Here is a 24331-nt window from a genome sequence, read left to right on the forward strand (position 1 = left end):
CTAACCCACAACTGAAAAAAGGTCTTAAACATGGGGCGATACGAAGAAACCAAGCGTAAAAAATCCAGCGGCATCCTGGTCTGGCTGGTGCCTGTTTTGCTCATGATGGCCGGCATGGGCTGGCTTTATTTCAAGCAGCAACAACCTTCCGATCTGACTGAGCCGCAGACGCAAACGCAACCGTTGGAACTGCCGCCGATTTCCGACAACGCGGCACAAACGCAAAAGGCGCCGGCTCCAGCGGATACCGATATGGCGGCACCCGATGCGGACATCGTGCCGGATATCACCGAAGAGTCCCAGCAGGAAAAAGGCTTTATCCTGCCGGATCTCGCCAATAGCGACGGACAAATACGCGAGGAAATGATCAGGGTTTCGCCGGGGCTTGCCGAATGGCTCAAGACCGACCAGCTGATCAGAAAATATGTCACGATCGCCAACGATTTCTCTCAGGGGCAGCGGCTTGAGAAACATATGCGCTTTCTTAAGCCGAGCCAGCGGTTTGCGGCCGATGAGAATCTGTTCATGGCCCGGCAAAGCTATCAGCGCTATGACAAGCTGGCGGCGGCGATCAACGCTCTGGATGTCGAAGCGACGCTGGCTGTTTACAGGAAATTCAGACCGTTGTTCGTACAGGTCTTTGCCGAGTTCGGCTATCCTGATGAATACAAGCTGGAAGACATTCTGGCCAAAGCCGGGGCGGAAATCCTGTCGGCGCCGGTCATAGACGCGCCCGTTCCGCTGGTACAGCCTGGGGTACTCTACAAATTCGCCGATAGCAAGCTGGAGAATGCAAGTCCCGTGCATAAGCAAATGCTGCGCATGGGGCCTGAAAATACGCGCATCATTCAACAGAAAGTGCTTCTTCTGGTCGAGGGCCTGGTCAATTTGAAAGATTAGCCCGGCTCCAGGACAAAAATGGAATGTGGAGCGAGTTTCAGTCGCTCCACAGAACAAAAAATAAAATTAGCTTCACTCCTCCTCGCCGGTTGTCGCCACAGCCGATTTCCGTAAACCGGCATGATGAGCCGGCACAGGATTGCGGCGCGTAGGCTCGTGCCGGCTTCCGGCCTGACTGATAAGTCAAACAGGCGAATGTCAATGTGGGCACGCAGCATCAAACCTTGCGCTACAAAAAGATCACGGTTCGATTACGTCGATGGTAGTGCGGTTTTACAGTCAGGATATTGCTCAGTCTGTGTATAATGCTTGGGGTCCGTGACTTGCAAAAATCCTCATGTTCATCCTGCACAGCTCCAATAAAACCGAGAATCTGGTAGCGCATCTGACCGCCGTGATCGAAAACGCGCCGTTGTCATCGCCTTTTACCAAGGAAGTTTTCCTGATTCAAAGCCAGGGCATGGAACGTTGGCTGTCACAGCAGCTAGCGACTGAATTCAAGGTCTGGGCCAATTACGAGTTTCTGTTTCCGAACCGTTTTTTCAGTACGCTGGCGCAAAAGATCAACCTGTCACTCAGCGATGCGGTTTTCGAGCGGAACGTCATGCTCTGGCGGTTTGAAGCCCTGCTGCGACGATTGGACGATGAGACTTACGGGCATGAATTCAAGGCATTAAGGCAGTATCTGACCGGAGAGAATATCGCCGTCAAACGCTATCAGCTGGCACAGCAACTGGCGCAGATTTTCGACCAGTACCAGATGATGCGGCCCGACATGCTGGCGCTCTGGCACCAGGGGCAACTGCTGTATCAGTCCGAAACCGAGCGCTGGCAGCGGGCACTCTGGCTGCTCGTGACCGAGCAGACCGGCATCAGGCACCGTGGCTCGTTATGGCTGGATGTAATCGAGCGGTTGAACAACGCCGAGGCAGGCGCTTTCGGCGATGCTGTGCCCGAGCGCGTGTCCGTGTTCGGGGTCAATACCATGCCGCCTTTGTTCCTGAGCTATTTGCAGGCGCTGTCCAGGCATTGCGATGTACATTTTTTCCTGCTGAATCCGGCGCAAGTGTTCTGGGCCGATATCGAAAGCAGACGCCAGCGTGTCGAGCTGGAAACATTTACCGGGCATCCGTTACTGTCGACGCTGGGTCAGCAGGGCCGCGAGTTCCAGGAAATGATTCTGGAACAGATGCAGTTTGATTTCGAACCGGAAAGTTTTGAGCTCAGCGAGGCGCATAATAATCTGCAGCAGTTGCAAAACGATATCCTGAATAATGCGCTGGAGAAACGGGCAACGCTTCAGAAAGATGATTCGATCAGCATCCATGCCTGCCATTCGCGTATGCGCGAAGTCGAAGTCCTGAAAAACGAGCTGCTGCAGGCGCTGGAACAGGACCCGGCGCTGGAACTGCGCGATATCGTGGTCATGGCGCCCGATATTCAAGCCTATGAGCCGTTTATCGCGGCCGTGTTCGACGATATTCAGCATGCCATCGCCGACCGCAGCCTGCGCGTGAGCAACAATGCGCTGGAGGCCTTTATTCGCTTCCTGAGTTTGAGCCAGAGCCGTTTCGGCTGGCAAAGCGTACTGGACTTGCTGGAACAGCCGGTGGTTTATCCAGGCTTTGGATTGTCCGAAACCGATCTGGAACTGATCAAACATTGGGTGCGCGCCACGGAAGTGCGCTGGGGCAAGTCGGCCAAACACAGACAGGAGCTGGGGCTGCCCGAGCTGGGCGGGAATACTTGGCAGGCGGCGCTGGACCGGTTGCTGATGGGTTATGCGGTCGGCAGCGACGACGATTTTATCGATGACGTATTGCCTTACTGCGATATCGAAGGTTCATCGGCACAGGCATTGGGCGGCCTGTGTGAATTCATGCAGCTGGCGTTTCAGGCCTGCACGGAACTGAAACAGGCCAAAACGCTGAAAGCCTGGAGCGCACAGCTTTATTATTACGCCGATCAGTTGCTGGAGGGCGCCGATCCGGTTGAGCGCCAACAGCTTAACGAGCTGCTGGTCGAATTATCGGCCGACGTGGCGGCGGTCCATAATGACGATGTCGAGCTGCAAGTCATCATCAGCTGGCTGGAAGGCACGATTTCCGAGCGCAAATCCTCGCACGGCTTTTTGCGCGGCCAGTTGACGTTCTGCTCGATGCTGCCGATGCGCTCGATTCCTTTCAAGGTCATTGCGCTGCTGGGCATGAATGACGGCGAATTTCCCAAAGTCGACCGCGCTCCGACCTTCGATCTGCTCAGCCAACCTCAACATTTTCGCAAAGGCGATCGCTCGCGCCGGGCCGATGACCGCTACCAATTCCTGGAAATCCTGCTGTCGGCGCGCCAGCGGCTGATCATGACCTATATCGGCCAATCGATCAGCCAGAACGATGTTATTCCGCCGTCCGTCATCATCAGCGAGTTGCTCGACGTGCTTGAGGACAGTTACGGGCTGTCCGGGCTGGTGACGAGACATCCCTTGCAGCCTTTTAGCCCGCGCTATTTCGACGGCGCATCGGACCTGTTCAGCTTTTCGGCAGCCGACTGCGCGACGGCCAAGGCCTTGTCGGCGACCAGACAGGAGCCGCAATTATGGTGGCAGGGCACGATCACGACCGAAGTTGATGAAGTGATCGAACTCAGCGAACTGTTTTCCTTCTTTCAGCATCCGCAACGCTATTTCCTGCGAAGACAATTGGACCTGCGTTTCGGCGGCATAGAAGCGAAGGCCGAAGAGCGTGAGCCTTTTGAGATCGACAAGCTGGACGGCTATGCCATCCATCATGACTGGATACAGCAGCAGTTAAGCGGCGCTTCCGCGTCGCTGAAAAGACTGCAGGCTCAGGGGCGCTGGCTGGCCGGCAGCCCGGGCGAGCTCGAGTTTGAGCGACAGCAGAAAGTGATCAGGGAATTCGTCGAGCGCATCGAGCAGAAAAAGTTGGGTCCGGCGTTGGACGATCTGCCCGTCGACATCAAAGTCGGCCACTATCGCCTGATCGGCAAGCTGGGCAACCGCTATCAAAACGGCAGCCTGTTCTATCGCTATGCCGATCTGAAAGGCAAGGATTTCATCAACGCCTGGCTGCATCATCTGATCATCAACCGCCTGGAGCCGCAGGCGACCTGCCTGCTCAGCACCGATGAAGACCTGCTGTTTCTGCCCGGGCATTGCCAGCCCGAATACCTGCCCGAGCTGATAGAAATCTACCGGCTAGGCCAGCAGCAGCCCGATGCATTTTTTGTCGAGCCGGCCCTGGCCTATGTCAGGCAGGCACATAAGCTGAATACCAGCAGCCGCGCGAGCAAGTCGGCGCTCGATACGGCGATGGAGCAGTTGGCCAGAGCCGTCGAACAGCCGTATGAGCCGGAGCTCAGGCGGCTTTATCATAATGCCGACGACATGGCCCGGGTGCTGGGCGAGGCGTTCGAGCGGCAATGTCAGTCGCTGCTGCAGGATATATGGGCGGCAACGCATGGCCATTGATTATTCAGGATAATGAAAATGCGTGATTTCAATCCGGTGCAAACCGAACTGCTCCAAGGCGTCAATCTGATCGAAGCCAGCGCCGGGACCGGCAAGACCTATGCTATCGCCATGCTGGTGTTGCGCTTTGTCGTCGAACAGGACCTGAAGATTGAGGAACTGCTGGTCGTGACTTTTACGAAGGCTGCGACCGAGGAGCTCAAATCCCGTGTCCGGGCCAGGCTGGCCGAAGCCAAACGGATTATGGACGGACGTCTCGATGACGTGGACAGCAATGTGGTCGCATGGCTGGGCAGTCTTGATATAGAGCCCGAGCAGATCAGGCAGCGCCTGGAGCTGGCGCTGCTGAATATCGATCAGTCCGGTATCTTCACGATTCACGGTTTTTGTCAGCGTATTTTAAGAGAGCATGCGCTGGAAAGCGGACAGCTGTTCGATGCCGAGTTGACCAGCGACCTGGCCGACATCAAGCAAGCCTGCGCGGACGACTTCTGGCGCCGGCAGATTTATAACCGTTCGGCCTGGGAAGTTTCGGTGCTGACCGCGGACTATAAAACGCCGCATGATCTGCTGGCCAGCGTCGATTTCATTCTGGCCCATGTCGATGTTTATCCGTCAGGCACTTGTCTGGATAGCCAATTGGCCGAATTGAAGCGGTTGGCGGTTTCAGCCGGGGACGCGCTGGGCGCTTGTGTTGAATCTCTGACGAACAGCTTTGCCGACGGCAAGTTCAAATCGAGTTATTGCGATAGCTTTGGGCAACATATTCAGGCGCTCGGTGATTGGCTGCACGGCAGGACGGCGCAGTTGCCCAGTGCCGAGACCCTGGCGGTGCTGACCAACGACGGAATCATGGAGGGGCTGGACGGCCGTAGGCTAAGAGGCGATAAAAAGGCCGGTTATCTGGCCGATCTGGCGATCGACACGACGCCTTTCGATGCGCTGATCGAGGCGCAAGGCGTCATTACCCTGACCTTGCGCCGAACCCTGCTGGAAACCTTGCACCTGGAGCTGGACAAGCGCTTGCGCCAGATGAATGTTATGTCGTTCGACGACCTGATCACGCGTCTGTCGGAAGCCCTGCACGGTGATAAAGGCGAATTGCTGATTGCCGAACTCCGGCAGCGTTTTAAAGTCGCGTTGATCGATGAATTCCAGGATACCGACCAGAGCCAGTGGTTTATTTTCTCATCGCTGTTCGCATCGCCCGATCATTACCTGTATCTGATCGGCGATCCCAAGCAGGCGATTTACAAATTCCGTGGCGCCGATATTTATTCCTATCTGGCGGCGCAAAAGCAGGCCCATCATCAATTTACACTGGGCAAAAACTGGCGCTCGCACCCCGAATTGGTCGATGCCGTGAATACGTTATTCAGGCGCGAGCAGGCATTTCTGCTCGAAGATCTGGCGTTTAAGGCAGTCGAGGCGGCCGTGCCGGCGGCTGAACGGACGTTGTATCAGGCCGACCGCGCGCTCGCGCCAATGGTGTTATGGCAATTGCCGCAAAGCGATGCCAAGTCAGGCCACTGGACTGCCGGCAAGGCGGCTGACGAGATCAGAAACGCGGTCGTCAATGAAATTCTGCAATTGCTGAGTAGCGATTACACGCTGGCTAGAAAGATCAATGACGATGTCGTTGCAGGCAAGCTCGAACCCAGGGATATCGCGATTCTGGTGCGGACCAATACGCAGGCCCGCGACTATCAGGCGGCACTGCGCAGTGCAGGCGTGCCGTCGGTATTGAACAGCACCGAATCCGTCTTCGCCTCGCAGGAAGCCCGGGATTTATATGTGCTATTGCAGGCCGTGGCGCAGCCGGGCGAAATGAGCCTGCTCAAGCAGGCACTGGCCCTGAGCTGGTTCGGCCTGGATGGCCGGACGCTTTATGAACTGGTCAATAGCGAAACGGAGCTGGATGCACACATGGCACGGTTTCTGGGCTATTACCAGGACTGGCAGCAAAAGGGGTTGATGGTCATGATGCAGCACTTGCTGGCGCAGGAGGCCATCCGGACGCATCTATCCATCACGGTCATGGCCGAAAGGCGCCTGACCAATCTGCATCATTTGATCGAACTGGTGCAGCAGGCCGCCGTTGACGAGCATCTGGGCATCAATAAAACCCTGGATTGGCTGCAAGCGGTCATTACCAAAGCCGAGCAGGACAAAAGCAGCGCCGATGACCAGCAGTTGCGGCTCGAAAGCGACGAGGAGGCGGTCAAGATCATTACGATGCATCGCTCTAAAGGTCTGGAATATTCGGTCATTTTCTGCCCGTACCTGTGGCAGCGCAGCGGCCGGCTGAACAGCGAAAAACGTCTGATCAAATGTCATGACAACGGCCGGGTGATTGTCGATCTGGGATCGAAGGATTTCGAACGCCGCAAGACGCTGGCACTGGCCGAAGAGCTGGCCGAGGATTTGCGCGTGTTTTATGTGGCCGTGACGCGGGCCAGATCGCGCTGTTATATCGCCTGGGCCGATGTCAGGACCGAGAAGGCCGCCAATGATTCGGCCATGGCCTGGCTGCTGAATCTGGCCGATGCCGATTTTGCCGCTCAGCAGGCAACATTCGAGGCGTTATGCCAATCAAGCGCGTTCGAGTATCGGCTGCTGGAGCTGCCGTGCGCAACGATCGGCAGTTATCAGCAACGGTTTGCGCCGTGCGATTTGCTGGCCAAAAAACGGAAAAGGTCGTTATATACGCACTGGCAAATGAGCAGTTACACGGCCTTATCCAGCTTAAGCCTGCACGATGCGCCCGAGCTACCCGAAGACAAGGCCGGCGAAACGCTGCAGCCGGAACCCGAAAAAGACAGGCTGGCGTTGCCGCGCGGCGCGCATACCGGAAATGTCGTGCACGCATTACTGGAAAACGTGGCGTTTAACGATCTGGCCCGTCGCAAGGATATCTCGAAATTGCGCAATCAGGCCTGCCAGCGTTATGGCCTCAGACTGGAGACGCCGGAGCTTATTGACGAACTGTTGCAAGCCGTTGTCACGACGACGCTGTCCGATACGGACGCATCTTTCCGCCTGATGAACCTGAAAGAAAGCCATTGCCTGAAAGAGATGCCGTTTTATCTATCGATGCGGCTGATCGATGTCAGCCAGATTAATAAGATTCTACTGGATACGCCGGCCTTTCAGCCTTTGAACGGCAAGCAGATGTGCGGTTATCTGACCGGCTTTATCGATCTGATCTGCGAATATGGCGGCCGCTACTACGTCATGGACTATAAGACCAACAGTCTCGCCGATTATACGAATGAAGCCCTGGGCCAGGCCATGCGCGAGCATAATTACGGTCTGCAATACTGGATTTATACCGTGGTGCTGCATCGCTATCTGCAAAAACGCCTGCCGGATTACCGTTACGAACGCCAATTCGGCGGCGTGCGCTATTTGTTCGTGCGCGGTATGCAGCCAGAGCTGGCCATGAGCGGGATTTATCAGGACCGGCCGGAACTGGCCAGAGTCGAAGCATTGGCCGCGTTGTTTGGAGGATAAGATGCAGGATCAGGAAATAACCTTTAGCCGGCTGGACGTTGCTTTCGCCCGCTTCCTGGGACAGCGTTGCAAACTCAATGCCGAGGAAAAACTGCTGTTTGAAAGCCTGGTTATGCAATTGTCGCATGAGCAAAGCCAAGGGCACAGCTGTATGCAATTGGCAGAAAAAGACTGCGCGTTGGTGCTGGCTTCGGGACTGGCTGCCGTGCCAGGTCAATCTGTCGGGCCGTTGCCTCTGGTGCTTGAGCAGAACCGCCTGTATCTGCACCGCTACTGGGATTATGAAAGCCGCTTGGCAAAACAGATCAAGGCGATGGCGCAGACAAAGCCTGCTGTAGAAGGCCTTGATGCTGCGCTGGATCGTTATTTTCCGGCGCTGTCCGATGAGGTCGACTGGCAACGCGCCGCCGCCAAAATGGCGCTTACCCGGAGGTTCAGCATTATTACCGGCGGGCCCGGCACGGGCAAGACGACGACCGTAGTCAGGATTCTGGCCTTGATGCAGGAGTTGTCTGAGGAATCACTGCATATCGCCCTGGCGGCGCCGACCGGCAAGGCGGCCATGCGTCTGCAGGAATCAATAGGCAATAACAAAGCGTCGCTGCCGTGTGACGAGTCTGTCAGGCAGCGTATCCCTGAATCGGTGACAACGCTGCATCGATTGCTGGGCGCCAGGCCGCCGTCTCCGTATTTTCGCCATCATGCCGACAAGCCGCTGGTTCATGATCTGGTCGTGGTTGATGAGGCGTCCATGGTCGATCTGGCGCTGATGAGCAAGCTGGTCGATGCCTTAAAACCCGGCGCCGGTCTGATTTTGCTCGGCGATAAGGATCAGCTGGCTTCGGTCGAATCGGGCGCCGTGCTGGCTGATTTAACGGCAATTCTGCCGGACTGTACGCTGGAACTGAAGAAATCGCACCGGTTTGACGAAAGCATTAAGAGGCTGGCGGTTGCAGTCAACCAGCAACAGGCTGATATCGCCTGGCAGGTGCTGCAGGGTGGAGATCAGAACATAACGCTGCTGGACCAGGACCCGATCGATTATGTGGCCGGGCAGCAGGCCGATTATTTGCGGCTGATCAAGACTTCCGCGTCCTTTGACGAGATTTATCGCGCTTTCAGTCGCTTTCAGGTGCTATGTGCCAACCGGCATGGCAAAAACAGCGTCGCCGAGATCAATCATCTGGTCGAGCAAAAACTCGTCGCGCAAAAGCTGATCAGTGTATCCGGGCTCTGGTATATCGGACGGCCGGTCATGGTCACGCAAAATAACCCGGCCTTGCAGCTTTATAACGGCGATATCGGCATTTGCCTGCCCGATAAGGAGCAGGGCGGAAAACTGATGGTGTTCTTTCAGCGTGCCGATGGCAGTGTTAAAAAATATCTGCCCGCGCGCGTGCCGCATTGCGAGACCGTGTATGCGATGACGATACACAAAAGCCAGGGTTCTGAATTCGAGGAAGTGCTGATCGCTTTGCCTGATGTGGTTAATCCGGTGCTGACAAAGGAATTGCTTTATACGGCCATAACTCGGGCCAGGAAAGCCGTCAGGCTGATAGCTGATGAAGCCGTGTTTGCCGCTGCGGTCGGGCGGCGGGTTGAGCGTATCACCGGATTGGCTGATAAATTCAAATCCGAGTCATAACGATGATGCGGCCAGCGAGCCTGGAGGATTATGTCTTGCCGTTTGCGAAAACGAGTGATGATTCTGTTGTCTTGGAATTCCCGGCTGAATTAATGGGTAAGCTGCCTTTCAAATATCACCAGCAACAGCTGGGAATGCCCAAGCGTTTAATGCTGCGCTTAAAAACCAAGCACAGCCCAGCGATTTTCTGCAAATATCAATAATTGCGCTGAACTGAAAATTTCGCCAACAGAATCAGTGCGTCTTTGTAGTCCGAATCGGGCAGAACGCTTAAGGCATCGATCGCTTTCTGCGCTTCTTCATCGGCGCGCAGTTCGGTATAGTCAATCGCTTTAGTGCGCTTTACGACGGCATAGACTTCACTGAAGGCATCGCGATTGCCGTTCTTGACCGCATCGATCACGATGCCGGCTTCACTGTCATTGCCGTGCTGAATGGCGTAAATCAACGGTAAGGTCGGTTTGCCTTCGGCCAGGTCGTCGCCGAGGTTCTTGCCTAACTCCTCCTGATTGGCCTTGTAATCCAGCGCATCGTCGATAAGCTGGAAAGCGATGCCGAGATGCTGGCCGTATTTTGCCAGACCTTCTTCCACTTTTTCGGAAGCATTGGAGATAACGGCGCCCAATCGGGTTGCGGCGCTGAACAGGATGGCTGTTTTTCTGGAGATGACTTCGAGATATTTTTCTTCGGTGGTTTCGGGATTGTTACAGTTCAGAAGCTGTAGAACCTCGCCTTCGGCAATGGCTGTTGTCGTTTTGGACAAAATTTCCATAACGCGCATGTTACCCGTGCGCACCATCATTTCAAATGCGCTGGAGTAGAGGTAATCGCCGACCAGGACGCTGGCGGCATTGCCCCAGACCGCATTGGCCGACTCTTTGCCGCGTCTGCGGTCCGAATCGTCAACCACGTCATCGTGCAGCAATGTCGCGGTATGGATGAATTCAATGACAGCAGCGAGCACCAGGTGATTGTTATTAGCGCCGCCCAGAGCCTTGGCGGCAAGCAGCAGCAGCATAGGGCGCAGTCTTTTGCCGCCGTTGCCGATAATATAATGGCCCACCTGATTGATCAGAACAACATCGGAACTTAACTCGTTAATGATGAGCTGGTCGACCGCCTTGGCTTCAGAGATGGTTAAATTCTTGATCGAATTAAAATCAATGGGCGCTGATGCGTTCGATGTGGATTGTGATGCCATTATTAATGCTGCGTGTCTAGGATTAGGTTATTTTTCATGATGATAGCTATGAAATACAAAGCCGTTAAGCTATTATAACTTAATAAGAAGTTAATCGCCCATGCTATTGAATAAACTATAGTGGTGTCAATAGCCTTCTTGTGTTATTTTATTCGAGGATATTAGGGGTCGGTTGATTTAAATTTGACTTGACTTAGTTTTAAAAATAAAATTATCTGTTCACTTTAAACAGATTAATGCTTGATGGAGCTTGCGCAGATGTATGCGGTAATTCAAACAGGTGGTAAACAGTACCGAGTAGAAGAAGGTACGACCTTAAAAATAGAAAAACTTGAGCTTGGAACAGGCGACAGCATTGAATTCGATAAAGTGCTGATGGTTCAGTCAGGCGGTGATGTTAAAGTTGGTCTGCCTTTCATTGAGGGCGGCAAGGTGACTGCGACTGTTCTGTCTCAAGGTCGGCATAAAAAGGTCAAAATTATTAAATTCAGAAGACGTAAGCACCATATGAAACACATGGGGCATCGTCAGTACTATACAGAAGTCCAGATCACTGGCATTTCTGCTTAATAATAGGGGTTACAGATGGCTCATAAAAAAGCGGGCGGTAGTACGCGTAACGGACGCGACTCTAATGCGAAAAGATTGGGTGTTAAACGTTTCGGCGGTCAAGTTGTGACAGCGGGAAATATTATTGTTCGTCAACGTGGAACACATTTTCACGCGGGTGACAATGTCGGTTGCGGAAAAGATCATACTTTGTTTGCAACAGCTGACGGTAAAGTGGTTTTTCAGGTTAAAGGTCCTAAAGGCCGTAAATTTGTCAGTATAGTTGCTGCATAAAACTTACGAACCGCTTATGGCGGTAGTGTGGTTGTCTAAAGAAAGCTCCGCTCGTTAATAGTGGGGCTTTTTTTGTTTTTATCGGTAAGCTTTAAATGCGGCGGCGTGATTTATGAAATTTGTTGATGAGGCGGAAATTCGCGTAGAGGCGGGTGACGGCGGTAACGGTAAAGTCGGTTTTCGTCGCGAGAAATACGTGCCGTTGGGTGGTCCTGACGGTGGCGATGGCGGTGATGGTGGTAGTGTCTATCTGGTTGCAGCTGAAAATGTAAACACCCTGGTTGATTTTCGCTATCACTCGGTGCATAGGGCGGAGCGAGGGCAAAATGGCATGGCTCGCAATTGCACCGGTAAAAAAGGCGAGGATTGCTTTGTGCAGGTGCCTTTGGGCACGCGCGTCTCCGATGCGGAAACAGGCGAGGAGATGGGGGATCTGACTGAAGTCGGTCAGGTGTTGCTGGTGGCCAAAGGTGGTTTTCACGGTCTGGGCAATACCCGTTTTAAAAGCAGTATTAACCGGGCGCCGCAGTATGCCAGTAAGGGCACCGAAGGCGAGCATCGCAGGCTGCATTTGGAATTGACGCTGATTGCCGATGTCGGTTTGCTTGGGATGCCTAATGCGGGCAAGTCCAGTCTGATACGTGCGGTTTCGTCAGCCAGACCTAAGGTCGCCGATTATCCATTCACTACGCTGCATCCTAACCTGGGCGTGGTCAGGATTGACGACCTGCGCAGTTTTGTTATTGCCGACATTCCGGGCGTTATAGAGGGTGCGGCGGAAGGCGCGGGGCTAGGGCTGCAGTTTCTCAAGCATTTGTCGCGTACCGGCTTGCTGTTGCATCTGGTTGATGTTGAGCCTTATGAGAGCGCGGACTCACCGGTTGAGGCGGCGCGCAAAATTATCCGAGAAGTTGAGAAATGGAGCGATGATTTGGCTAATAAGCCGCGTTGGCTGGTGCTCAATAAAGTAGATAGATTGCTTGATGAGGAAGTGGATGAGCATTGCCAAGCTATTGTTGGCGAGCTCGGCTGGTCGGGGCCGGTCTTCATGATCTCGGCAATTAACGGGGATGGCACTAGAGAGTTAATGTTTGCCATCATGGAATTTTTGGAACAGCGGCGGCGGAAAGAGAGTGAGCAGGACTGATTTTGCAAAAGCCAAACGAATTGTCGTAAAGATAGGTAGTTCCTTGTTGACGGATGGCGGTCGAGGGCTTAATAAGCCGGCTATCGCAGCTTGGGTCGGGCAAATGGCTGCATTAAGGCGGCAGTCAATTGAAGTGTTGCTGGTTTCCTCGGGTTCGGTGGCGGAAGGCATGTGCCGGCTGGGCTGGAAAGTAAGACCCAAGACATTGCATGAATTGCAGGCGGCGGCATCGGTGGGCCAGATGGGGCTGGTGCGCGTTTTTGATGATAATTTTCAGCAGCACGGGCTGCATGCGGCACAGGTATTGTTGACGCATGATGATTTATCGGACCGGCAGCGTTATTTGAATGCCAGAAGCACTTTGTTGACGCTGATAAAGATGGGTGTGGTGCCCGTCATTAATGAAAATGACACGGTCGCGACTGAAGAGATTCGCTTTGGCGATAATGATACGCTGGGTGCCTTGGTGGCGAATCTGGTGGAGGCCGATCTGCTGATCATTCTGACGGATCAGCGAGGGCTGTTTACGGCTGATCCGGGTCTGTATCCTGATGCCGAGTTGATCTCCGAGATTAGTGTCAATGACAATCGGTTGGATATAGTGGCTGGTGAAAGTCGTAGTGGACTGGGTCGAGGCGGCATGTATACTAAGGTTCGGGCGGCGCGCCTGGCGTCCAGGTCGGGAGCTGCCACCGTGATTGCGGCAGGTGCTGTTGAGGAGGTGATTACGGCAGTGATTGCCGGGGCTGATCTGGGGACGCATTTATTGCCGGATATAGAGCCCTTGGTGGCCAGAAAGCGCTGGCTTGCCGGGCAGTTGCAGGTCAAAGGGAAATTGGTTCTTGATGACGGTGCGGTCAGGGTCTTGAAAAGTGACGGCAAAAGCCTGTTGGCTGTCGGCGTTAAATCGGTATCGGGTCGGTTTGAACGCGGCGAGCTGGTCTCATGCGTGGCTGAAAGCGGCCAGGAAATCGCTCGAGGGCTTATTAATTATGGCAGGGCCGATGCGGAGCTGATCGCAGGCAAGAGCAGTTCCGAATTTGAAAGTATTCTGGGCTATGCGGATGACTCGGAAATGATACACCGCGATAATATGGTGTTGATGTAGAAGAGGCAAATAAAAAGGCCGTAACTCGTTATCGGGTTCGGCCTTTTTTATGAGTAAGACTAAAGCGGATTAAGCAATAGATTTTACTTTTGAATTCAGTCTGCTTTTGCTGCGAGAGGCTTTATTTTTGTGGATAAGGCCTTTGTTTACTGCTGAATCGATAATGGGCACAACAGTCTTGAAGGCGGCTTGCGCTTTTTCTTTGTCGCCCGCGTTAACTGCGGCAATAACTTTTTTTACGAATGTGCGTAAGTTGCTGCGTTGTCCTGCGTTGCGAATACGGCTTTTTTCCGCTTGTCGCGCACGCTTTTTAGCTTGTGCTGTATTAGCCATAATTTCTCGATTTTTGCTATGTGAGTTAATAAGACCGCATATTATCTTTTTAAATGTTATTATTGTCAAAAAAATTAATGCATTAGTTAGAAGGAGCAGCGTTGAGCAGGCAGCTTTTCAAATCAACCGCCATAGTAGGCAGCATGACCATGATTTCTCGTTTGCTGGGATTTGTCCGGGACATGTTGATAGCACGGCTTTTCGGCGTTGATCTGGCAACTGATGCGTTCTTTATCGCATTTAAAATTCCGAATTTTCTGCGGCGTCTGTTTACTGAAGGGGCTTTTGCACAGGCTTTTATTCCGGCGTTGTCAGAAAGCAGGGAGCAAGGCAGTCAGGAAGCGCTAAAGCAGTTTGTCGACAGAACGGCCGGAACCTTGGCGCTGGTTTTAATGCTGGTCACGATTCTCGGTATGATTGCCGCGCCTGTGCTCATTACCTTGTTTGCCCCCGGTTTTATCTGGAAAGGGTCTCAGTATGAACTGGCCGTACAAATGCTGCGGATTACTTTCCCCTATCTGTTTTTTATCTCGTCGGTGGCATTTGCGGGCAGCGTCTTGAACGCGCACGGCAAGTTTGCCATCCCTGCCCTGACGCCGGCTTTGCTGAATATTTGCATGATTGCCGCTGCAATCTGGCTGGCGCCCATGATGGCCGAGCCGGTTATCGCGTTGGCCTGGGGAGTCTTTATAGCAGGCGTGGTGCAATTGTTGTTCCAGATGCCGGCCTTGATGCGTTTAGGGCTGGTTCCCCGGCTGAGGTTTGATTTTAATGATGCCGGCGTCAAACGCATGATGGGGTTCATGCTGCCGGCGATCCTCGGGGTTTCAGCCACGCAGATCAATTTGCTGCTGGATACGTTGATGGCCTCGTTTTTGAGTGCCGGTAGCGTCTCTTGGCTATATTATTCGGACCGTCTGGTGGAGTTTCCGCTGGGTATTTTCGGAGTCGCAGTGGCTACCGTCATTTTGCCGAACTTGTCGAGAGATCATGCGGCTGACGATACAACGGCCTTTTCAAATTCGCTGGATTGGGGCTTGCGCCTGGTTTTATTGATCGGCATGCCGGCCATGGTTGGGCTGCTGATGCTGGCCGAGCCGATCCTATCGACACTGTTTCAGTATAAGGAGTTTGGCGCCGATGATGTGCATTTGGCCGGGCAGAGTCTCATGGCTTATTCGGCCGGATTGTTGGGATTTATTCTGATTAAAGTGCTTGCGCCCGGCTTTACCTCCCGGCAAGACATGAAAACGCCGGTTCGGTACGGATTATATGCCATTGGCGCCAATATGCTTTTAAACGCTGCGCTGATGTTTCCTATGGCGCATGCAGGAATCGCTTTGGCGACCTCATTAAGCGCGTTTTTAAATGCGTTTCTGTTGCTTGGCAAACTGTTGAAAGATAAGGTCTATCAGCCGGCCGAGGGCTGGGTATTATTTTTTGCCAGGACATTGTTGGCAAGCGCAGTGATGGCGGCAGGCCTGGATTATTTTGTCGATGTCAGTCAGTGGGGGCAGTGGGGCTCCATGGATAGAATCATTAATCTGCTGGTATGGATCGTGATAGGGTGTGCAATTTATGCGTTGACATTGGTCCTGACTGGTTTAAGGTTCAAGCATTTGGTCAGTCGGCATGACCGTAACGCAATCCAATAGTGCTTTGCTGAATCGGTAGGCTTTTATTGTCGGATTCATTTATTTTGCCTGATTTATGTTTTGAGTTCACATGATATTACACGTGATAGAATAAAGAATTTTGATTTGTCACATCCATGCGTTTAATTAGAGGCCTGTCTCATTTGGAACCGTTGGAAAACGGTTGTGTGTTGACTATCGGGAATTTTGACGGCTTGCATTTAGGCCACAGGGCCGTGATTGATAAGCTGGCAGCGCGTGGCAAGGCGCTCGGCTTGCCGGTCATTGTTATGATTTTCGAGCCGCAGCCGCTGGAATATTTTCTGGGAAAAAATGCACCATCTCGATTGATGCGCTTGCGGGAGAAAGTGATTCAGTTTTTAAAGCTGCCCGTTGATGATTTACTGATATTGCGCTTTAATCAACACATTGCCAATTGGGACGCCGAACAGTTCATTTTGGATATATTAATAAAAAAACTGAATGTTAAACATCTGGTTGTCGGGGATGATTTTCATTTCGGCAAAGCCCGACGCGGTAACTTTGCCATGCTTAAGGACAAAGGTCAGGCGTTCGGTTTTGAAGTTGAAGATACCGGGTCTTATTATGTGGACGGTCTGCGTGTCAGCAGCACGCTGATCAGGGACGCGCTGGGTGCCGGCGACCTGGCCGAAGCCGAGAAACTGCTGGGCCGCTGTTATTCCGTATGCGGACGGGTCGCGCACGGCGATAAGCGAGGCAGGACGATCGGTTATCCGACCGCCAATATACGTATGTTTAGAAAAAATACTCCGGTTGTCGGCGTCTATGCTGTAACCATGACTGGCATAGATGGCCAGGAATTCGAGGGAGTGGCGAATGTCGGGACGCGACCCACGGTCGATGGCGGGTCAAAAGTGATACTGGAAACACATTTGTTTGACTTTGATAAAGAAATTTACGGGCGTTACGTGGAAGTGCATTTCAAGCGAAAGATCAGGGATGAGATGCGTTTCCGGTCACTGGATGAACTTAAGGCTCAGATCGTAAAAGATGTGGCTGATACTAAAAAGATTTTTGCTGATTTAAGAAACGTATGACGATGGACTACAAAAAAACACTGAATTTACCTAAAACTGCTTTCCCGATGAAGGCCAATCTGGCGCAACGTGAGCCGGAACGGTTAAAGAAATGGAATGAGGCCGGCCTGTATCGCAAAATCAGGGAGCAGTCTGCCGGGCGCCCAAAATTCGTTCTGCATGATGGGCCTCCTTATGCCAATGGTGAAATTCATATCGGTCATGCAGTCAATAAAGTCCTGAAAGATATCATTATCAAATCGAAAATGTTGAGCGGCTTTGATGCCCCATATGTGCCGGGCTGGGATTGTCACGGTTTACCCATCGAATTGATGGTGGAAAAGAAAGTCGGAAAGGCCGGTGTCAAAGTGTCGCCCGCTGTTTTTCGCAAGGCCTGCCGAGAGTACGCAGGCAAGCAGGTCAACATTCAGAAAGAAGCTTTTGTCCGACTCGGAGTTCTGGGCGATTGGGATAATCCGTATTTAACAATGGATTATGCGTTTGAAGCCGATATCGTACGTTCATTAGGAAAAATCAGCGCGAAAGGTCATTTGAGTAAAGGTGCCAAACCTGTGCACTGGTGCACCGATTGCGGATCGGCGCTGGCCGAAGCGGAAGTTGAGTACGAAGACAAACATTCACCGGCCATCGATGTGCGCTTTCAAGTCATTGATGAAGATGCGTTTATGGCGAGTTGCCATCATGTTCCCGAGCATGATGGCGCCGGGCCTTTGTCAGTTGTCATCTGGACCACGACTCCCTGGACGCTGCCGGCCAATCAGGGCGTCGCTTTGAATCCCGACCTTGAATATGCCGTGGTTCAGTGCGAGAAGGATGGCAACAAAGAGCGCCTGGTCATAGCGGAAGTCCTGCTTAAGGATGCAATGCTGCGCTATGACATCGAGAATTACCATGTCATTGCCTATTGCAAAGGTGCGGCACTGGAAAACCAGTTATTGCGGCATCCTTTTTATGACCGTCAGGTACCGATTATCCTCGGCGATCATGTCACGACCGATGCAGGTACCGGCGCCGTGCACACCGCGCCCGGACATGGACAGGACGACTATATCGTCGGTCTGAAATACGGCTTGCCGGTCGATAATCCGGTCGGCAATGACGGCATTTTCCTGCCCAATACAGAACTGTTTGCCGGCGAGCATGTCTTCAGTGCCAATGACCATGTGCTGGCTGTGCTCGAAGAACGAGGCAAACTGGTGCATCAGGAAGCCATTCTGCATAGTTATCCGCATTGCTGGCGCCATAAAACACCGATTATTTTTCGGGCCACGCCGCAGTGGTTTATCTCGATGGATAAAAACGGGTTACGCGAGCAGGCGCTGAATGAAGTCAAGCGGGTAGCCTGGATTCCGGAATGGGGGCAGGCGCGTATTGAAAGTATGATGGAAAATCGACCTGACTGGTGTATTTCGCGTCAGCGTACCTGGGGTGTGCCGATCGCCTTTTTTGTCCATAAGGAAACCGGTGAATTGCATCCGCGCACGCCTGAACTGATCGAGCAGGTGGCCCAGCGCATCGAGCAAAAAGGCATAGAAGCCTGGTTTGAACTGGAGAAAGAAGAGCTGCTGGGTGGGGAAGCCTCTTTATACGATAAGATGACCGATACGCTGGATGTCTGGTTCGATTCCGGCGTCACGCATGCCTGTGTTCTCGATAAACGTCAGCAGCTGGCCTTTCCGGCTGATCTGTATCTGGAAGGCTCCGATCAGCATCGCGGATGGTTTCAGTCGTCCTTATTGGCCTCGACAGCCATGAATGATGCTGCACCTTATAAAGCCGTCTTGACCCATGGTTTTACTGTGGACGCGGAAGGCAAAAAAATGTCCAAGTCTAGGGGTAATGTGGTCGCGCCGCAGTCAGTCATGAAAGAACTGGGCGCCGACGTCTTGCGCTTATGGGTAGCATCGACCGATTATCGTGGCGAAATGTCCGTTTCCGATGAAATTCTTAACCGGACCTCGGACGGCTATCGGCGCTTGAGAAACACGGCCAGATATTTGCTGTCAAATCTGGATGGCTTCGATCCAGTTCAGCATTTGGTCGAGGCAAAGGATTTGCTGGCTTTGGACCGTTGGATCGTGGATAGAGCCTATGCGCTTCAGGAAGAGGTTAAAGCCGCTTACGAAAGCTATCAGTTTCAGCCTATTTTCCAGAAAGTACATCATTTTTGCGTGATCGATCTAAGTGGTTTTTATCTGGATATCATTAAAGACCGCCAATATACGGCTAAGGAAGAATGTCTGGCCAGGCGTTCGGCTCAGACGGCCATGTATCACGTGTTGGAGGCTCTGACTCGTTGGCTGGCGCCGATCATCAGCTATACAGCTGATGAAATCTGGAGTTATATACCCGGTCAACGCAGCGAGTCGGTATTCCTCGAAACCTGGTATCAAGGCTTGTTTAAACTGGATGAAGAGGCCGCTATGAATCGTGAATTCTGGCAGAAAGTCATGAGTGTCCGAACTGCGGTCAGCAAGGAGCTGGAGAAGAGCCGGAGTCGAGGCGAGATAGGCGCTTCGCTGAATGCCGAGGTCGAGCTGTATTGCAATGCGGTGTACTTAGACGCTTTAAATAGCTTGGCCGATGAATTACGTTTTGTCCTTATCACCTCGAATGCCACGGTAATGACCGATCAGGATTGCCCTGACGATGCGATTCAAACCGAGATTGACGGCGTCAAGTTAAAGGTTGCCGTGTCCGGGCATAAAAAATGCGTGCGCTGCTGGCATCAACGCCAGGATGTGGGGGCGCATGCCGATCATCCTGAGCTTTGTGGCCGCTGCGTCGAAAATGTGGCGGGCTCCGGCGAAAACCGACAGTTTGCGTGAATACTATGTTGAAATGGTTATGGTTGTCATTATTGGCAATAATTTTGGATCAAGGCAGCAAGCTTGCCGTAGATAATTCAATGCGGCTTTACGAGTCCATCCCGGTCATGCCGTATTTTAATCTGACTTATGTGCATAATCCCGGCGCCGCTTTCAGCTTCTTGAGCGAGGCAGGCGGCTGGCAGCGCTGGTTTTTTGCTGGGCTGGCTTTGGTGATCAGCGTGGGCATCACAGTTTGGCTGTCCAGGCTGAAAAAACATGAGACCTTGCTGGCTGTAGCGTTGGCGCTGGTCTTGGGTGGCGCAATCGGTAACCTGATTGACCGATTGCTGTATGGTTATGTTATCGATTTTCTCGATGTATATTATAACTCTTGGCATTGGCCGGCATTTAATATCGCCGATTCCGCCATTACGCTGGGCGTGATCCTGATGCTTGCCGAATCATTCGGCTTCGGGCAGTCCAGACATGCCGATTATGCATAGAATGTTTGCCATCGCCGGAACTTCAGGCATTCAATAAACTGAACAGCTTTTGCCAATTAAACGATGCGCCCGGGTCGGTTTTCCGTCCGGACGCGATATCACTATGCCCTGTAATACGATCAGCCGATAATTGAGGGTAGGTCGCAAGCAATAGGCGAATTACTGCCGCGAGTTGCAGATACTGCGCTTCTGTATATTCAATCAATTCAGTGCCTTCAAGTTCTATGCCGATGGAAAAGTCATTGCATTGCTCCCGCCCTTCATATTCCGATTTTCCAGCATGCCAGGCACGTTTATCGAAAGGCACATATTGCACGATTTCGCCTGTACGCCTGATCAATAAATGCGAAGACACCGTCATCTGATAAATATCCCTGAAATAGGGATGTTTTTCCGGGTCGAGTTGGTTGCAGAAGAGTTGGTCAATATACGGCGTGCCGAATTCACTCGGAGGCAGGCTGATGCAATGTATAACCAGTAAGGAGATATCAGTAGGATCGTTCCTCTCGTTAAAGTTTGGAGAAGGGATTTGGGTAATATCAGTCAGCCAGTGGCAGTCTACTTTCATGGACTTAATCAGAAGAGGAAAAAACGGAAATGGATCACAGAATTCACGATAAAAATGCGTATTATTTATCAAATTAATAGTTTAGGTACAGTCTTGGGTTGACAAAGACTGATATTTTATTTAATGGAAGAGATAGGGCGATGAACATACGGCAATATACAGGCATAAGCAAAAGCATATCGAATAATGCCGAAATTCTAGCTAAATTCAAGTCGGCTTTTTATCACTACTTTGAGCAATTGGTTGACGATTGTTGCAGGCGGATTGATCTCGAATTCGGACTACAATCAGGTAAAGATCGTGAGAAAGTGGGTTACGGAAAACAGCTGGAACATGTACATTCGGTGCGGAGAAAAATTAAGCAAAATTATTTACTTAAGGTTGGAGATGCTTTCCATGTTAACCACCGAAAAACGGTAAACAATCCAGATCAGAAAATAAATGTGGCCGCGGCATCGCTAGCTAGTGATGCTGTGGTAGAGGAAAGTCATGCGGTTGCCTCGATTATCCGAAACTGTGAGCATTCTTTTCAAGACCAATTGCATCAGTTAAATAGGCAACTTTCAATTAAGATGGGCAAACAAGCCTTTTCTGACCGTCATAATCCTGTCTCACCGGCAAATCTGGTTCATGCTTTAGTTGAGGTAATTAACCCATTGAAATTAACAACTAAATTTCGGGTTGCTGTCTATAAATCGTTTGAAGATCATGTGTTTAGCCAGTTGGGCTTTATTTATAGCGAATTGACTAAGCAGTTCGAGGCAGAGCTCGCAACGTCTTCATATGATGTCAGCGAAATTAAGGAGGCGTCTGAACCGTCTACCGCGAGTAGTGAATTGATCAGTCAAGAGTTTCAGGCATTACAGAAAAAACTGGATCAGTGGCGTTCAATGCATACCCCGTCAGCTTATGATTTAATTCCGAAGCCTGAAAATGCGGCCACTTATGAACATTTTGAAATAATACATGTGCTGGAAATTCTTGGCCAGTTTTATGCTTTTGAGCATGACGATCGGGAACTCGAGAAACCTCTGAAATGGCGCGTCATTAAAAAGCTCGAAGAGCTAAATTTCAGCGGTGATATCAAGAGTCTGGCCAAATGCGACGAAGATATTCTGGATTTAGTGGCTTTGATTTTTAAGGAAATTAACAGTGATTCCTCGCTGACAAGCGCTGTAAAGTCTGCCTTGCTCCAGTTGGAAACGCCTTGGGCCGCGGTCACGCTGGGGCAATACAGTGCCTTTGCCGGTACGGATCATCCTATCAGGCGCTTACTGAATGATTTGTTTGCTGCCGGGCTATTTTTAAATCTGGCTGATCATAGTGACCGTTTGGTTTACGAACGCATTGCCGACATCGTAAAAACAATAACCAGGGAGAATGAATCTGAGCACATTCGCTGGGCAAATGAGACGAGTGATTTTGGGCGTTATTTGGAAAAACATAAGCAGCGGGTTCAGATTCTTGAGGATCGCTCTAGGCAGTTAATGCAAAATAAGGAATCGCTGGAGCTGAGCAAGAAAGCTGTAGCCAAGGCTATTGATGACAGCACGCAGGGAAAGGAATTGCCGGCAGTCATTGCCGAATTTCTGCACGATGTCTGGCAGCATGTATTGTTGGTTGATCACGTCCGCAAAAATGAAGAGCCGGAACTTTGGAAAAAATCAGTACGGGCAATGGAAGAACTGGTCATCAGCGTGTTGCCTCCGGTAGATGAAAATGAAAAAAAACAGGTATTAAAATTTTTGCCCGGCATGATCAAAGAACTAAGACATGGCCTGGATCGTATTTCATACGATAAAAATGCACAGTCTCGCTTTTTTAAAGATCTTGCGGTACGGCATATCATCCTGATGGATAATAAAGATAAAAAAAGAGAGACGGGCAGTGTCAATAAGGTTAGCCGGGCTTTGGAACATATCAAGGATATGAAGCCCGAAGTCATCATAGATGAGTTTACTGAACAGATAAAAAATATGGCTGAAAACAGCTGGGTAGCCTTCGGCTCCGAATCGGAACGGCAATGGGGCAAGCTGATATGGAAAAGTACGGAAACCGAAAATATGCTGTTTGTCGGCAAAAATGGCGCAAAAATGCTTGAAGTTAAAGTCCAGGAATTGGCTGAAAAATTTAGACAAGGACAGGCGGCTATTGTAACCTTGGACGAAAGGTCCATCGTAGAGCGAGCGCTTTCCAAATTAGACAATTTATGACAGCACAATCAAAAATAGCAGAAGTAAAACCTTTTCTTGAGGAAGATATCGGTTCGGGAGACATCACAGCAGAGATCATTCCCGAAACCATGCATGCCGAAGCCGAAGTCATCACGCGGGAGCATATGGTGCTCTGCGGCCGGGCCTGGTTTGATGCAGTATTTAAGGCGCTAAATGCCAACGTCAACATTAATTGGCTGGAGGATGAAGGGGCGGTAGTCGGTGAAGATACGCTCCTTTGCAGGCTCAGTGGTCCGGCCAGAAGCCTGTTGACAGGAGAACGTACCGCGTTAAACCTATTACAGACCTTGTCGGCTACGGCAACTGTCGCCCGGCAATATGCGGAGGCTGTTGCCGGCACCGGCTGTAAAGTGCTGGATACCCGCAAGACCATTCCAGGACTCAGGAATGCGCAGAAGTACGCAGTAGCCTGTGGTGGTTGCTATAATCACAGAATCGGCTTGTATGACGGCGTATTAATTAAGGAAAATCATATTATTGCGGCAGGTTCCATAGCCAAGGCTATTCAGACCGCGCGTGAAAAAACATCGGTTCCTGTCGAAGTGGAGGTCGAATCCATGCAGGAACTGGAGCAGGCGATAGCGGCAAAGCCCGATCGAATCATGTTGGATAATTTTACTCTCGAAGACATGCAGGCTGCGGTAAAGCTGAATGCCGGCGTCATAGAACTGGAAGCTTCAGGTAATATCGGTCTTGACAATATACGCACGATTGCCGAAACGGGAGTCGATTATATTTCTATCGGCGCATTGACTAAGAATATCCGTGCCGTTGACTTGTCGATGCGTATTAAACTGGTGGCCGAAAATGATTGAAAATCCCGACAGTTTATTCAAGCAAATCAGCCATGGCATCTATGTCATAGGCGTCAGTGACGGCATACACCAAAACGCCTTTACAGCGGCTTGGGTCATGCAGGTCTCTTTTGATCCGCTGTTGCTGGCATTGAGCATTAATCCCGAGCATTATTCCTATCAATTGCTTCGAGCGGGCGGTATCTGTACCGTCAATGTTTTGGGCCAGGATCAACAGTCTATCGCCGGGCATTTTGGCCGCTCCGGAGTCAGAGACAAGATGGCCGGTTTTCAGTGGCTGACAGGTAAAACCGGAGCGCCGATATTATCCGAAAGTCTTACTTATTTTGACTGTGAAGTCAGCCATTATACTGATGCAGGCGATCATAAAATCGCAGTTTGTAGAGTCATTGATGCAGCAATGCTCAACCAAGGGCAGCCGTTACTCTATGTCCAGACCGAAGATATGGACGGTAGCAGTGAGTTTTACGCGGAAAGCGCTCAATAGGTGGCATAGGAGACATATTAGCGC

General features: G+C 51.5%; 19 protein-coding genes. 16 read left to right on the top strand and 3 right to left on the bottom strand.

Going from position 1 to position 24331, the window contains the following annotated elements:
- The first annotated feature begins 30 nt into the window (after positions 1 to 30).
- The 5 genes from METLU_RS0115710 to METLU_RS0115730 all read left to right on the top strand — a co-directional run bounded on the left by METLU_RS0115710 (position 31) and on the right by METLU_RS0115730 (position 9748).
- Complete coding sequence (locus METLU_RS0115710) at positions 31 to 900, top strand: DUF3014 domain-containing protein (protein WP_051299942.1); 870 nt, start codon at positions 31 to 33, stop codon at positions 898 to 900.
- A 337-nt stretch (positions 901 to 1237) separates the two neighbouring features.
- Positions 1238 to 4387 (top strand): exodeoxyribonuclease V subunit gamma, encoded by a 3150-nt coding sequence (gene recC, locus METLU_RS0115715; RefSeq protein WP_027159052.1) that lies wholly within the window; start codon positions 1238 to 1240, stop codon positions 4385 to 4387.
- A gap of 18 nt (positions 4388 to 4405) precedes the next feature.
- On the top strand, positions 4406 to 7900 hold the full coding sequence (gene recB, locus METLU_RS0115720; protein ID WP_081679118.1) for an exodeoxyribonuclease V subunit beta: 3495 nt from the start codon (positions 4406 to 4408) through the stop codon (positions 7898 to 7900).
- Position 7901: 1 nt separating this feature from the next.
- A complete protein-coding gene (gene recD, locus METLU_RS0115725; RefSeq protein WP_027159054.1) occupies positions 7902 to 9545 on the top strand; it encodes an exodeoxyribonuclease V subunit alpha in 1644 nt (547 codons plus the stop codon).
- Between the two features lie 35 nt (positions 9546 to 9580).
- Positions 9581 to 9748, top strand: coding sequence for a hypothetical protein (locus METLU_RS0115730; protein WP_155920586.1), 168 nt, complete (start codon positions 9581 to 9583; stop codon positions 9746 to 9748).
- On the opposite strand, the gene ispB is transcribed toward METLU_RS0115730, so the two are convergent.
- Positions 9742 to 10746: an octaprenyl diphosphate synthase gene (gene ispB / locus METLU_RS0115735; RefSeq protein ID WP_027159056.1), complete on the bottom strand. Its 1005-nt coding sequence runs from the start codon at positions 10744 to 10746 to the stop codon at positions 9742 to 9744. The two genes, METLU_RS0115730 and ispB, sit on opposite strands and share 7 nt — an antisense overlap.
- A gap of 258 nt (positions 10747 to 11004) precedes the next feature.
- On the opposite strand from ispB, the gene rplU reads away from it, so the two are divergent.
- The 4 genes from rplU (at position 11005) to proB (ending at position 13844) form a co-directional block, all read left to right on the top strand.
- Positions 11005 to 11316 carry a 50S ribosomal protein L21 gene (rplU, locus tag METLU_RS0115740; RefSeq protein ID WP_027159057.1) on the top strand — a complete coding sequence of 104 codons (312 nt, stop codon included), beginning with the start codon at positions 11005 to 11007 and terminating at the stop codon, positions 11314 to 11316.
- A gap of 15 nt (positions 11317 to 11331) precedes the next feature.
- A complete protein-coding gene (gene rpmA, locus METLU_RS0115745; protein WP_027159058.1) occupies positions 11332 to 11589 on the top strand; it encodes a 50S ribosomal protein L27 in 258 nt (85 codons plus the stop codon).
- A 112-nt stretch (positions 11590 to 11701) separates the two neighbouring features.
- Positions 11702 to 12736, top strand: coding sequence for an Obg family GTPase CgtA (gene cgtA, locus METLU_RS0115750; RefSeq protein ID WP_027159059.1), 1035 nt, complete (start codon positions 11702 to 11704; stop codon positions 12734 to 12736).
- Positions 12723 to 13844, top strand: coding sequence for a glutamate 5-kinase (gene proB, locus METLU_RS0115755; RefSeq protein WP_027159060.1), 1122 nt, complete (start codon positions 12723 to 12725; stop codon positions 13842 to 13844). The genes cgtA and proB overlap by 14 nt, the downstream gene beginning before the upstream one ends.
- A 69-nt stretch (positions 13845 to 13913) precedes the next feature.
- On the opposite strand, the gene rpsT is transcribed toward proB, so the two are convergent.
- A complete protein-coding gene (gene rpsT, locus METLU_RS0115760; RefSeq protein WP_027159061.1) occupies positions 13914 to 14177 on the bottom strand; it encodes a 30S ribosomal protein S20 in 264 nt (87 codons plus the stop codon).
- 101 nt (positions 14178 to 14278) lie between these two features.
- On the opposite strand from rpsT, the gene murJ reads away from it, so the two are divergent.
- The 4 genes from murJ (at position 14279) to lspA (ending at position 20203) form a co-directional block, all read left to right on the top strand.
- A complete protein-coding gene (gene murJ, locus METLU_RS0115765; protein ID WP_027159062.1) occupies positions 14279 to 15832 on the top strand; it encodes a murein biosynthesis integral membrane protein MurJ in 1554 nt (517 codons plus the stop codon).
- 116 nt (positions 15833 to 15948) lie between these two features.
- On the top strand, positions 15949 to 16890 hold the full coding sequence (gene ribF, locus METLU_RS0115770) for a bifunctional riboflavin kinase/FAD synthetase (protein ID WP_027159063.1): 942 nt from the start codon (positions 15949 to 15951) through the stop codon (positions 16888 to 16890).
- Entirely contained in the window at positions 16887 to 19718 is a 2832-nt protein-coding gene (ileS, locus tag METLU_RS0115775) for an isoleucine--tRNA ligase (RefSeq protein ID WP_027159064.1), read from the top strand. The genes ribF and ileS overlap by 4 nt, the downstream gene beginning before the upstream one ends.
- A gap of 5 nt (positions 19719 to 19723) precedes the next feature.
- Positions 19724 to 20203, top strand: coding sequence for a signal peptidase II (gene lspA, locus METLU_RS0115780; protein WP_027159065.1), 480 nt, complete (start codon positions 19724 to 19726; stop codon positions 20201 to 20203).
- A gap of 22 nt (positions 20204 to 20225) precedes the next feature.
- Here lspA and ampD read toward each other — a convergent pair whose 3' ends face one another.
- Entirely contained in the window at positions 20226 to 20771 is a 546-nt protein-coding gene (gene ampD / locus METLU_RS0115785; RefSeq protein WP_027159066.1) for a 1,6-anhydro-N-acetylmuramyl-L-alanine amidase AmpD, read from the bottom strand.
- Between the two features lie 140 nt (positions 20772 to 20911).
- Here ampD and METLU_RS0115790 point away from each other — a divergent pair, with 140 nt between their 5' ends.
- From METLU_RS0115790 to METLU_RS0115800, 3 genes are read left to right on the top strand one after another with little or no spacing between them, the layout of a single operon-like run.
- Positions 20912 to 22984 carry a DUF1631 family protein gene (locus METLU_RS0115790; RefSeq protein ID WP_027159067.1) on the top strand — a complete coding sequence of 691 codons (2073 nt, stop codon included), beginning with the start codon at positions 20912 to 20914 and terminating at the stop codon, positions 22982 to 22984.
- Positions 22981 to 23820, top strand: coding sequence for a carboxylating nicotinate-nucleotide diphosphorylase (nadC, locus tag METLU_RS0115795; protein ID WP_027159068.1), 840 nt, complete (start codon positions 22981 to 22983; stop codon positions 23818 to 23820). Before METLU_RS0115790 ends, nadC begins: the two co-directional genes overlap by 4 nt.
- On the top strand, positions 23813 to 24307 hold the full coding sequence (locus METLU_RS0115800; RefSeq protein WP_027159069.1) for a flavin reductase family protein: 495 nt from the start codon (positions 23813 to 23815) through the stop codon (positions 24305 to 24307). The genes nadC and METLU_RS0115800 overlap by 8 nt, the downstream gene beginning before the upstream one ends.
- Positions 24308 to 24331: the final 24 nt, after the last annotated feature.

The sequence above is a fragment of the Methylobacter luteus IMV-B-3098 genome (assembly GCF_000427625.1).
GTDB classification, from domain to species: domain Bacteria; phylum Pseudomonadota; class Gammaproteobacteria; order Methylococcales; family Methylomonadaceae; genus Methylobacter; species Methylobacter luteus.

Coding starts and splice junctions, on each gene's coding strand:
- ampD (WP_027159066.1), bottom strand. CDS start 20,771: ATGAAAGTAGACTGCCACTGGCTGACTGATATTACCCAAATCCCTTCT.
- nadC (WP_027159068.1), top strand. CDS start 22,981: ATGACAGCACAATCAAAAATAGCAGAAGTAAAACCTTTTCTTGAGGAA.
- rpmA (WP_027159058.1), top strand. CDS start 11,332: ATGGCTCATAAAAAAGCGGGCGGTAGTACGCGTAACGGACGCGACTCT.
- METLU_RS0115800 (WP_027159069.1), top strand. CDS start 23,813: ATGATTGAAAATCCCGACAGTTTATTCAAGCAAATCAGCCATGGCATC.
- ribF (WP_027159063.1), top strand. CDS start 15,949: ATGCGTTTAATTAGAGGCCTGTCTCATTTGGAACCGTTGGAAAACGGT.
- rplU (WP_027159057.1), top strand. CDS start 11,005: ATGTATGCGGTAATTCAAACAGGTGGTAAACAGTACCGAGTAGAAGAA.
- ileS (WP_027159064.1), top strand. CDS start 16,887: ATGACGATGGACTACAAAAAAACACTGAATTTACCTAAAACTGCTTTC.
- METLU_RS0115710 (WP_051299942.1), top strand. CDS start 31: ATGGGGCGATACGAAGAAACCAAGCGTAAAAAATCCAGCGGCATCCTG.
- METLU_RS0115790 (WP_027159067.1), top strand. CDS start 20,912: ATGAACATACGGCAATATACAGGCATAAGCAAAAGCATATCGAATAAT.
- cgtA (WP_027159059.1), top strand. CDS start 11,702: ATGAAATTTGTTGATGAGGCGGAAATTCGCGTAGAGGCGGGTGACGGC.
- rpsT (WP_027159061.1), bottom strand. CDS start 14,177: ATGGCTAATACAGCACAAGCTAAAAAGCGTGCGCGACAAGCGGAAAAA.
- ispB (WP_027159056.1), bottom strand. CDS start 10,746: ATGGCATCACAATCCACATCGAACGCATCAGCGCCCATTGATTTTAAT.
- recD (WP_027159054.1), top strand. CDS start 7,902: ATGCAGGATCAGGAAATAACCTTTAGCCGGCTGGACGTTGCTTTCGCC.
- recB (WP_081679118.1), top strand. CDS start 4,406: ATGCGTGATTTCAATCCGGTGCAAACCGAACTGCTCCAAGGCGTCAAT.
- lspA (WP_027159065.1), top strand. CDS start 19,724: ATGTTGAAATGGTTATGGTTGTCATTATTGGCAATAATTTTGGATCAA.
- recC (WP_027159052.1), top strand. CDS start 1,238: ATGTTCATCCTGCACAGCTCCAATAAAACCGAGAATCTGGTAGCGCAT.